We start from the raw sequence: 11,386 nt of genomic DNA, 5'->3' as shown, positions 1-11,386 counted from the left end.
TTCACAACAGCACGCTCCCACGGCTTCAAGGTCCAGCGGTCGCCGAGTTCCAACCGCTTGCGGACCCATTGGGGTAGGATCTCGACGGCCGCCTTCAGAAGCGGCCGCTGAAGGGGTCGAGCAACTCCCGGCAAGGCGGGAACTTCTTCCATGATCTCCAGGAACTCCGACACGATCGGCGACGCGACGAGTCTTTGCCTCATCACGTCGAACAGCGCGTAAAGCTCGGCCTGAGACGTGGGCGCGCCGACCGCACCATAGAGAAGCGCCACGGGGCGAGCCTCAGCAAACATCGCGTCCCGTTCGAAAAAATGCAGACGATGCACATAGATGTGATAGGCCTCCATGAAACCAAACTCGGCCGTCGCTTGCACCCAGTCCAGCAGCTCCGGGTCGGTGGCGTGGTATGGCTCGCCTTCGCTGGTTCGACCCGAAACGCGCCCATGCATCCTGACCACATCTTCAATCATGGCCTTAGCCTTGGATCGGGGGCCGTAGACCGTGACCAAAGCAGCGAGGCCCGTACGCTGCAATCGTCGGAGCGCGAGAGAGCGGAAGCTGTTGTGCTGCCAAATGGCGTCGCGAACCCGCGGCTCTGCCAATTCGAGCAGCACCGCCGTTACCCCGCCGATGAACACCGCAACAGGGTTCTTAAAAATGCGCCAGGACACCGAGTTGGGTGGTAACAGCGCCGGCTCGCCTTCCGGAGTCGAGAAGTCCATCTGAGATCCGAGCCGCTGGCGCATGAACNCTTAGCCTTGGATCGGGGGCCGTAGACCGTGACCAAAGCAGCGAGGCCCGTACGCTGCAATCGTCGGAGCGCGAGGGAGCGGAAGCTGCTGTGCTGCCAAATGGCGTCGCGAACCCGCGGCTCTGCCAATTCGAGCAGCACCGCCGTTACCCCGCCGATGAACAGCGCAACAGGGTTCTTGAAAATGCGCCAGGTTACGGAATTGGGTGGTAACAGCGCCGGCTCGCCTTCCGGAGTCGAGAAGTCCATCTGAGATCCGAGCCGCTGGCGCATGAACGACTGGGCAAGAGTGTCCACACGACGCTCAAGCGGGCGAGGCAGAGAAATGATGCCCGATTTGCGAAACATGGTACGCCTCGAACTACTGAGAATAGCAAGCGTTAGACCTGTGGCTGGCGGATGCAATATGCACGAACGTCTTTGGTCTTCCCGTCGTTCCAAATCATCCTCGCGCGAAGCCGATGAACCCTGCTTGATCTGCCCTGTTGCCGATGATGATGGAGCAAGGCTCGGGCGTGGTCATCCATGTCACCTCGATCCAGCGCGAGCTTCCGCTCCCGGCATCAACTACCGGGCCGCAGCGAAGGCGGCGCTTTCGACTTGCAGCAAGAGCCTTTTCCAAGGAGGTCACGCCAAAGGGGATCCGTGTGGTGCGGGTCTCGCCCGGATGGATCGAAAAGGAGCCCTGCATTTGCGGCATCCAAGCCCGGCGCCGCAAATCCAGTCCCGAACAACCTGAACTGGCGTGCGCCCCTGTTGGGCACTCTGCGAGTCCATCTGGATCAATCGTTGTCGTCCCGTGCGGACTATGTCGCGTCAAAGTTATGAGTGACGACGGTCCGAGCCGGAAATCGCTACGGAACCGCAGCTTTGGGTCAGCTCTCTGAATGGCCGCAACTGGCGAAAGCACGACAACGCTGAATGTCGTTTCGGTTCCTCGTAAGAAGGGCCACTTACCTAGTGGCTAGGTCCGTATCGTGCGATACGGACTGAGATACAAATCGCTATGGAATTCTAGAAAAATCCTTCAAAATCAACTCGCGAGGCGGTGCAGCGTTGCATCTCGTGAGACTCGTGTTCAACTATAATAGATTGAGATCATTCGGTCATTATTTTGCAGGTGCGGAACATCTCTCAAACGCGGATGGAGATACTGGTTCGAGTCTGAATGCTGCGGCTTCTCATTGGCGCCACGGGCTTTTTCCGGGGACTATTGGCGGATGGCGAACGAGATCGGTGCCCTCTGTTTGTTCATCGGGGTAGGAGCGGCCGCACTGCTCCTTTGAATTCATCAGTGTTGCGGTGGCAGCGAGCGCGGCAGGGTCAATGCCGTGTTCGCTCCGGCAGGAAAGGGGCCACTCCGTGCTAGTTGTCCATGTCATGGGTTTACCGAAAGAAACTTTTCTCTCTCGAACGGCGAATGACAGCTTTGCGCCTAAAGTCGGCCCTAGAGGCAAAATTTGCCTCCGCCCGGAAGCGGACATCGCGTGTGACCATGCTGGAAGTCGTGGTCGCGCCGTAGCGGACCTACGCGGGGACAAGCGTGAACGTCTCATCTCAACCATTCCCGTTACATTCCGGTCCAGACGGATGAAGGTGCCCTTGGGTGCGCAATGAGCCAAGCAGATTGTATCCAATCGACGCTAACCAGTCATTGGAGCCCCAACGCAAGGCGGCGAAACTCATTGGCCCAGCGTCTCCAGCGCCCTTTGCGCTGCGATCAGATCGACGACCGGATATCTGGTCTCAAACGCGTCGATCACGGATCGTAGGCACGTCGCGGCCTCATGGACACGACCTTGACGTGCCAGAACTGGTGCTAGTTGCGTTGCGGCGCGAAGCTCGAAGAGTCTCGCTTGCTGCCGACGGGCAGTAGCAATTGCTGTTTCGAATAGGTGCGCGGCGCCCGTCAGGTCACCTCTGCCTGCGGCGATCTGGCCACGAAGGCGAATACATTCTGCTAGGTAGCTGGCCTCGTCCGTATCGAAAACGAGGGCATCGACATCATCAAGCATTTGCGATGCATCTTCGATGCGACCGGCCCGCAGGAGAAGATCACAAAGTTCGCATGTTTTCTCAGGGGTATGAAATACGACGCCCTGCCCACGCCAAAGAACCATACTCTCCCGGACGTCATCGATGCCGGCATCCAGTTCACCTAAATGCGAGCGGGCATGGCCACGCCACCTAATGCCGCTGCTTCGACGCGCCGCGTAGCCATGCCGATCGCAAATTTCGACGATCTTCGTAGCGGTCTCAAGTAGTTCCTCGTATTGGCCGAATATAGCAAAAAATTCACACTGAGCGAGAAGATACCAGGCGAGGTCAAACGGTTTATCGAGCTGACCGACAGTTCGAATCAGTTGCTCTTTTTGTTCGACGGCATCGTCAAAGAAGCCCAATATGATCAGCGAACCGCTAAGATACTCTTGGGCAGAGAGCCGTTGATCCGCACCAGCGAACAAGATACGACGACTTGCTTCAACACGTTCACTCAGAGCTAAGGCCTTGCGTAGGGCCTCCGCTGCCAGCGGTTGTTCTCCCCGGTTGTAGTGAGCAATCCCCTTTGCCGCCCAAAGTGCACTCAGATAAGCCGCTGGAACGAGATTGGTATCGTTTGCGAGCTGCTCTTCGGCCAGGGCCAGGTAATCGTGATTGCGCCCAGTGGCATAAAAAAATGGAGCGAGTGAAAGCGCAACGTCACATTGCAATTCGACCAATGCAGTGTTCGCGGCGGCAAAACGTGCACCTTCAAGCGTCTTCCCAAGGCGCTCAGAACGATACCCTTCAGCCTGCATCAAGGCATTGGCCATCGCAAGGTGGAGACGCGTCATCCGTTCGGCGCCGCCGGACACATCGCCAAGTCTCCTGTTGCAGTCAATGGCACTGGCAAAGTGCGACACGGCTTCCCGAGTGGCAGCTCTGGCCACGGCGGCCCCTCCCGCCTTTTGCCAGTGATCGAGCGCGCCCGCCCAATCCCCAGCTTCCTGAAGGTGGTGCGCGAGGAGCTCGGGTTGCGGTTCAGTGATTTCGGTCCACTTTTCCTCCAACACGTCTGCGACACGCTTATGTATCTCCTGGCGCTTAGCGCGCAGCAGCGTGCCATACGCTGCGTCCTGAACGAGCGCATGCTTGAAGAGGTAAGTGGCCAGTGGCCGGGTCCCGCGGCAGAACACCAGACCGGCGCCGACGAGTTGATCCAGTGCGCCATTTAGATCAGCGGCATTTCGCTGTGCGACCGCTGCCAGCAATTTGTAGGAGAACTCCCGACCGAGAACCGCGCCGACCTGGGCGACCTCCTTAACGGTTGAGCCGAGGCGATCGAGCCGCGCCATCAACGAGGCATGCAGCGTGGCGGGTACGTTCAACGCCGTCGCAGCAGCTCTTGAGAGCACTGTCCTGGTGTTGCCGCCCTCCAACACCGCCTTGGTCAGCTCCTCGACGAACAGTGGCACCCCATCCGTGCGCTCGATGATCTCCGCGACAACGTCGCTCGGCAGCTCCCCGGTGCCGACGACCCGCTGGACCAGCGCGGCGCCTTCACGACGGTCGAGCCGGTTGAGGACAAGAACCGTGACGTGCGCCTGCCCGGTCCATGGCGGTTGAAACTCGGGGCGGAACGTGAGGAGAAGCAGCACTGGCAGGCGCGGCACGCGCTCGACTACAAGGTCGAGCAGCTCGCGCGAGCTGGGGTCGATCCAGTGCACATCCTCGAAGAGCATCAGCACCGGACCTTGTCGCGCCAGGTCTTCGAGCTGCCGGAGCAACGCATCGAAGGTCTTCTCTTTCTTACGCTGGGGCGTCACTTGGAGACGCGGGAGGCGACCTTCGGTCGGCAACGACAGCAGCTCGGCCAGCAGCGCCACGTCCTCCGGCGAGGTCGGGCCAAGCAGGGCCGCAAGCTTATCCAGCTTCCTATCAGGTGGGTCGTCGCGCTCCAACCCGGCGGCACGTTCTAGCTGCGCAATGGTCGGGTGGAGCGCGCTGTCTTGATGGTGCGGCGAACAGAAATAGCGCAAGCGGGTGTGTCGCTCATTCTGGATCCGCTCCTGCAATATGACGGTGAGGCGCGACTTTCCGATGCCGGGCTCGCCTGAGAGCAGCACCACACGACCTTCACCACTTTTCGCGCGATGCCAGTGGCGCTGCAGCAGGTCGACCTCCTCCTCACGCCCGACCAGCGGCGTGGGCGTCGTCCCATGCAGCGCCTCGAACCGGCTTTCGACAGCGCTCTCACGAAACACTTGATAGGGATGGATCGGCTCCGGAAAGCCTTTCACCTCGACGGCGCCAAGATCGCGATATTCGAAAAGATCGCCGACCAGCTGCCGCGTTTGCGACCCGATCACGACCGCGTCGGGTTCGGCAAGAGCTTGCAGGCGGGCGGCGAGGTTCGGCGTCTCGCCCACGACGCCGCGCTCTTGCCCTTCGCCGGCGGTGATCAGATCGCCAACGACGACCTCTCCGGTGCCGATGCCGATACGAACCCGCAATGGCTTGGGCTCTGGGAGTCGCCTAACGGCATCGATGAGAGCAAGGCCAGCGCGCACCGCCTGCTCGGCGGCGTTCTCGTGCGCCTGCGGGCAGCCGAAATACACCAAAACTCCGTCGCCCATATACTTGGCGACAAAGCCGCCGAAGTTGGCGACCGTATCGGCGACACAGCGGTGATACGCTCCGATGGTCTCACGCAGGTCCTCGGGATCCAGACGCGTCGCCAGCGCCGTCGAGCCGACGAGATCCACGAACATTACGGTCAGCTGTCGACGCTCCGCGCTTAGACCCGGGGTGCGGCTCTGAGCCGCGATGTCATCGGTGCTCGCGTCGCGATGGCTTGACGACGGCCCCAGCCCCACTATCGCCTTGCGGAATCGCTTGCGATGACCGAGGAGCATACCGAGCTTCTCAAGGTCGGCATCGGTCAGCTCAGGCAGGACTTCCGCGTCAATCGCGTTGTCGCGAAATGCCTGCTCGTATTGCTGGAGGCCGAGGCCTCGCAACCAAGCGGCAACGTCCACACCAGCTCTCCTAAGAATTCGGTTCCCTCAGCCGCGATATTAACTCAGATGCCAGGGAAATGCTGTAGACTCGGATTTCTGTCGAAGTGGAGGTCCCTCTCGAAGAATTTGGGGCTTGGAGCCCGACATGGTTGCCGCGGCGGTGATAGCTTTTGGCAGCAAAGCGGACGATACGCTCCTAGTGATCAAGCATCCGCCTCGGGTCAGGTCACGACGATGTTCGTGACGACCTGAATGTCTGCTCTCTTGTATCCCAGCCTCGAGGCCGCCAGTCCGATTGCGGCCCCAAATGCGACACTTGGAGGTTGGCTCGGCGAGAACAGATCTTGGCGCAAGCACGGCAACGCTGAAAGTCGTTTCGGTTCCTCATAAGAAAGGGCGACTTACCAAGTGGCCAGGTCCGCGTCGTGCGATACGGACTGAGATACAAACTGTGATACAAATCGCTATGGAATTCCAGAGAAAATCCTTTAAAATCAACTTGCCAGGCGGTGCGGCGTTGCATCTCGAAGACTCGAACCTCAAATCGCCACCTAAAGCGAGTTTCGGTATCGGTGGTTGCATGTCCGCGATTTGAACCTGCGGTATTTGCCATCAAGGCTGAACGGAGCGCAACCGATCAGGCTCGCGGATTTCCGAAACGCACGCCTTGCTATCCCTTTCTGCGACCGATCGATTTGATGGCTTCTCTCATCTCCCGCAATTGCACATCTTGGGAGACATGGACCAAGATCATGATCTCGGCAGGATTGAAGGAGGCCACGCATCCTGCGGACTGCTATTTTCCGCAGGGGCACAGCCGAGCCGTAGCGAGCGCTACCCGCAATGGTTGTGAAATCTCAAAAACCGGCCTTGCTCCGAGCGCCCGATCGGGCGATTCTGCGCCTTGCAAAAGCACTCGCGCGCCAAGCCGCCCGCGAAGACCACCAGCGTGAACAGGCCGAGAAAACTCATCATGAATCGAACCGCGATCTATGCACGCTTCTCAACCGACCTCCAGAATGAGCGATCCATAGACGATCAACTCGCTTTATGCCGGGCGTATGCAGCACGTGAGCGGTTGAACGTTGTCGCAACCTTTGATGATCGAGCGCGCTCCGGCGGCTCCGTCATGGGCCGTGACGGTTTGCTTCATCTCATGGACAGAGCTCGTGAGCACGAATTTGATGTTCTCGTTGTGGAGGCCCTTGATCGGCTCTCCCGCGACATGGAAGACCTTGCTGGCATTCACAAGCGCCTTTCATTTCTCGGTATCGAAATTCGTGCCGTCCACGAGGGCGTGGTGAACACGGTCTTGGTCGGACTTCGCGGTCTTGTTGGGCAACTCTATCGAGAGGACATCGCTCATAAAGTCCGTCGGGGCCAGGCCGGCCGAGTTAATAAGGGGCTCCATGCCGGTGGATTAACCTATGGCTACTCGTATGTGCTCGGCGACCCTGGAAAGCGGCTAATCGCCCAGGACGAAGCGGAGATCGTGCGTCGCATCTTCAGGGAGTATGTCGATGGACAGACCCCACGCGACATCGCCCACAATCTAAATAGAGACGGCATACCGCCGCCCCGTGGTCGAGCCTGGAATGCCTCTACCATCAATGGAAATGCGCAGAGAGGAACGGGGCTCCTTCATAATAAGCTTTATGCTGGCCGCTTGGTCTGGAACAGGGTCAGAATGATCAAGGATCCTGATACGGGGAAACGTGTCTCGCGTCCGAATCCCAAGGGGGAATGGCGAATAGTCGAAGTACCCGACCTCGCCATTGTTTCGTCGGACCTATTCGACGCAGCGAACGCGCGGAAGAAGGCGCGTGCAACCACTCATCCAAGCCACCAGCGCCGACCACGGCACATGTTCACGGGGCTCCTGAGGTGCGGTGCCTGTGGTGCGGGAATGTCGTCAAAAGGCATGGACAAGTCCAAGCGCATTCGCATCCGCTGTTCCGCCGCGACAGAAAGCGGAACATGCGCCGATCCCAAGACCTTTTATTTGGATACGGTCGAAACTGCAGTTCTGAACGGGCTTACCGCCGAATTGCGCCATCCTGAAGTGATTGCCCAGTACGTCCAGACGTACCACGAAGAACGGAAGCGCTTGGCAGCCGACACCGATGCCAGGCGCACTCGTTTGGGACGACGGCTTGGAGAATTATCTCGGGAGATCGATCGGCTGGTCAACGCCATTGCCAAGGGCCATGGCGACCCAGCCGTGCTGGGACCGCAATCAACAACGCTGAATGAAGAGCGTAAGTGCATCTTGGCCGAGTTGGATCGGGTGCCCGCCGCGACCGGAGTGATCGCGCTGCATCCTTCGGTGCTCGCACGCTACGAGGAACAACTGAACCAGCTTCAGACAGGGCTTGCGAAGGGCATTGCTACTGGCGATTCCGAATCTGCAGAGGCGATGCGGGACTTGATCGAAACCGTCACGGTGTTTCGAGATCCATCGAGGATTGGCGGGATCGAAGTCGAAATCGCTGGGCGACTAACAGCACTCCTGGGCGAGGAGGCATTCCCCCACGGCGTCAGAGGAGTGGGGGGAATGGTGGTAGCGGGAGAGGGACTTGAACCCCCGACCCCAGGATTATGATTCCCGTGCTCTAACCAACTGAGCTACCCCGCCAGGGCGGCGAAGGCCCGAAATCCAGCTTAAATCGGCAGGCATATCGGCGCGTTCGCCAAGGTCGCGCGGATATAAGGTTGCGAGGCCAAGCCTGTCAAGCATCGAAGTGGCTGCCGCGCCGGCATATTGCTGGCGCCTAAAGCTTTGCCGGGCAGACATTTGGGCGCACAGGCCGGGGTTGAGTTCAGCGAGGCACGTCGCTATGTCTCGGCCACGAAAGCCATGGTCATGAATTGATGAAACCGCGCATTGCAGTCCTCGGTTGCGGATACTGGGGCAGCAACCACATCCGCACCCTAAAGGCGCTCGGCGCGCTGCATGCGGTTTCGGACGTCAACCCCGCGCGTGCGGAGGGTTTTGCCAGCGAGCAGGATTGCCTGGCGATAGAGCCGGAGGCGCTGTTTGCCCGCGACGATGTCGACGCCATCGTCATGGCGCTGCCGCCGCAGTTCCATGCCGACATGGCGGTGCGCGCCGTGCTCGGCGGCAAGGACGTGCTGGTGGAGAAGCCGATCGCGCTGACGGTGGCCGATGCCGAACGCTCGGTGCAGGCGGCCGCCGATAATGGCCGTGTCTTCATGGTCGGCCACGTGCTGCGCTTTCATCCCGCCTTCGAGACGCTGAAGGCGCTGATCGACAATGGCGAACTCGGCGAAGTCCGCTACATCCATTCGCATCGGCTCGGCCTCGGCAAGTTCCACACCGAAAACGACGCGCTATGGGATCTGGCGCCGCACGATCTGTCGATGATCCTGGCCATCACCGGCACCGAACCGGTCGAAGTGCGCGGCGAAGGCGCTGCTCTTCTCGACAATCTCAGCGACTTTGCGCATCTGCACATGCGCTTTCCCAACGGCCTGCGCGGCCATCTGTTCGCCTCGCGGCTCAACCCTTACCGCGAACGGCGGCTGACCGTTGTCGGCACCAAGGCAATGGCGGTGTTCGACGATGTCGAGTCGTGGGAGCGCAAGCTTGCCGTCTATCGCCACGCGGTGTGGCAGGACAGCGGCCAATGGGCGTTCACCGCCAACGAGCCGTCCTATGTCGCGGTCGGTGAGGGCATGCCGCTGACGCGCGAGCTGGAGCATTTCATCCATTGCATCGAGACGCGGGCCGAACCGCGCACCAGCGGCGAGGAGGCCATCCGCGTGCTGCGCATCCTGACCGCCGGCACCGTCGCCCATACAAGGCCCGCCCATACAAGGCCCTAAGAGAAAACGCCGTCTATTCGGCGGGAACGCGCGCCGGCTGGACGGCAAGCCGCGTCAGCATCGCCTCGGCCTCGGCGCCGCGCTCGGAGCGCTCGATGAAGCCGCCGCCGAACACGCGCGCCTCGTTGCCATCGTCGGAATAGAGCACGCAAGCCTGACCGGGCGCGATGCCGGATTCGCCGTCGACCAGTTCCACTGAAGTGACACCGGCGCGGTGATGCAGCACGGCCGGGCGCGGCGGCCGCGTCGAGCGCACCTTGGCGAAAAGCTCAAGCCCGGCCGCCGGGATAGCGGTCAGCGGGCCATCGCCCAGCCAGTTCATGTTGCGCAAGAAGATCTTGTGGGTCTCCAGCGCCTCGCGCGGGCCGACGACGACGCGGGCCCGGTCGGCGTCGAGATGAACGACGTAGAGCGGCTCGCCCGAGGCGATGCCGATGCCGCGGCGCTGACCGACGGTGTAGCGCAAAATGCCCTCGTGGCGGCCAAGCACGCGCCCGTCTATATGGACGATGTCGCCCGGATTGGCGGCAGCCGGCTTCAGCTTGGCGATGATGTCGGAATACTTGCCCTGCGGCACGAAGCAGATGTCCTGGCTGTCCTGCTTGGCCGCAACCGTCAGTCCCATCTCCTCGGCGATGGCGCGAACCTCAGGCTTCGACAGGCCGCCGAGCGGAAAACGCAGATAGTCGATCTGCGCCTGGGTGGTAGCGAACAGGAAGTAGCTCTGGTCGCGGTCGGCGTCGACCGGCCGGTAAAGCGCGCGGTGGGCGCCATTGGCGCCGGAACGGATGTAGTGGCCGGTCGCCAGCGCGTCGGCGCCGAGTTCCTTGGCGGTCGCAAGAAGGTCGGCGAATTTCACCGTCTGATTGCAGGAAACGCAAGGGATCGGAGTTTCGCCGGCGACATAGCTCTCGGCGAACGGGTCGATCACCGCCTTGCGGAAGCGCTCCTCGTAATCGAGGACGTAATGCGGGATGCCGAGCGTCTCGGAGACGCGGCGGGCATCGTCGATGTCCTGGCCGGCGCAGCATGAGCCGGCCCGGTGCGTTGCCGCGCCGTGGTCATAAAGCTGAAGCGTGACGCCGACGACGTCGTAGCCCTCGCGCTTCAGGAGGCCGGCAACGACCGACGAATCGACACCGCCCGACATGGCGACGACGACGCGGGTGTTTTCGGGGCGTCCGGGAAGATCGAGGCTGTTCATGGTTCTTTCGTTGTGCGCGGCGCTTCAATGCCAATGGCCGGAATATAGGTCAAGCGTCTCGGCTGCGCCAGCTTTGCCGGGCCGGCTCATTTTTCCTGCCGGGTTCAATGCGCTTGCCGGCAGATGTTTCAAATGCCGATGAAAAGGCTAACGCCGCGTTCATGATCCTTACCTAACCATTAGGGTCTGCTTAGGCAAATTTTAAAGCTGTGGTGGTAATGTGGTGGGGATTGGGTCTTTGAGTTTTTTGTAGAGAGTACGATGACCGATCTAATTAGACCGCGAGTCAAATATGTTATCGGGCCAGACGGCAGCCCACTTACCATCGCCGATCTGCCGCCGACAAACACACGTCGCTGGGTTATCCGGCGCAAGGCGGAAGTGGTGGCGGCGGTGCGTGGCGGGCTTTTGAGCCTCGAAGAGGCATGCCAGCGCTACAAGCTCACCACCGAGGAATTCCTGTCCTGGCAAGCGTCGATCGACGAATACGGCCTTGCCGGCCTGCGCACCACGCGCATCCAGCAATACCGGCATTAGGCCGATAAGGGCGCTGATCAGCGCCCTTACGTTTGCGAGGGGCGACGA

Annotated in this window: 6 protein-coding genes, 1 tRNA gene and 1 pseudogene; 4 read left to right on the top strand and 4 right to left on the bottom strand. The window is 60.6% G+C overall.

From position 1 onward, the window contains the following. Nucleotides 1–746 (bottom strand): oxygenase MpaB family protein (locus X773_RS67715; protein ID WP_023679569.1); only part of this gene is annotated, 746 nt, incomplete at its 3' end. A 487-nt stretch (nucleotides 747–1,233) separates the two neighbouring features. On the opposite strand from X773_RS67715, the pseudogene X773_RS78445 reads away from it, so the two are divergent. Next, nucleotides 1,234–1,434, top strand: a pseudogene (locus X773_RS78445) (short-chain dehydrogenase); the annotation flags it as partial. A gap of 999 nt (nucleotides 1,435–2,433) precedes the next feature. On the opposite strand, the gene X773_RS67705 reads toward X773_RS78445, so the two are convergent. Continuing rightward, nucleotides 2,434–5,769, bottom strand: a complete 3,336-nt coding sequence (locus X773_RS67705; protein ID WP_023679567.1) for an adenylate/guanylate cyclase domain-containing protein — start codon at nucleotides 5,767–5,769, stop codon at nucleotides 2,434–2,436. Nucleotides 5,770–6,724: 955 nt separating this feature from the next. Between X773_RS67705 and X773_RS75215 the strand changes: the two genes are divergently transcribed. Next, nucleotides 6,725–8,353 (top strand): recombinase family protein, encoded by a 1,629-nt coding sequence (locus tag X773_RS75215; RefSeq protein ID WP_084641640.1) that lies wholly within the window; start codon nucleotides 6,725–6,727, stop codon nucleotides 8,351–8,353. Here X773_RS75215 and X773_RS67700 read toward each other — a convergent pair. After that, nucleotides 8,310–8,386 (bottom strand) — tRNA-Met (locus tag X773_RS67700). The genes X773_RS75215 and X773_RS67700 overlap by 44 nt on opposite strands. A gap of 236 nt (nucleotides 8,387–8,622) precedes the next feature. Between X773_RS67700 and X773_RS67695 the strand changes: the two genes are divergently transcribed. Then, on the top strand, nucleotides 8,623–9,597 hold the full coding sequence (locus X773_RS67695) for a Gfo/Idh/MocA family oxidoreductase (protein ID WP_023679565.1): 975 nt from the start codon (nucleotides 8,623–8,625) through the stop codon (nucleotides 9,595–9,597). Nucleotides 9,598–9,610: 13 nt separating this feature from the next. On the opposite strand, the gene mnmA is transcribed toward X773_RS67695, so the two are convergent. Then, nucleotides 9,611–10,801: a tRNA 2-thiouridine(34) synthase MnmA gene (gene mnmA, locus X773_RS67690; RefSeq protein WP_023679564.1), complete on the bottom strand. Its 1,191-nt coding sequence runs from the start codon at nucleotides 10,799–10,801 to the stop codon at nucleotides 9,611–9,613. A gap of 261 nt (nucleotides 10,802–11,062) precedes the next feature. On the opposite strand from mnmA, the gene X773_RS67685 reads away from it, so the two are divergent. Then, nucleotides 11,063–11,338, top strand: a complete 276-nt coding sequence (locus tag X773_RS67685; RefSeq protein ID WP_023679563.1) for a DUF1153 domain-containing protein — start codon at nucleotides 11,063–11,065, stop codon at nucleotides 11,336–11,338. Nucleotides 11,339–11,386 lie beyond the last annotated feature (48 nt).

Origin of the sequence: Mesorhizobium sp. LSJC280B00 (genome assembly GCF_000502835.1) — a bacterium.
GTDB lineage: Bacteria > Pseudomonadota > Alphaproteobacteria > Rhizobiales > Rhizobiaceae > Mesorhizobium.
The sequence above is the reverse complement of the archived record's forward strand: the minus strand, read 5'-3'. Positions and strand labels throughout refer to the sequence as shown.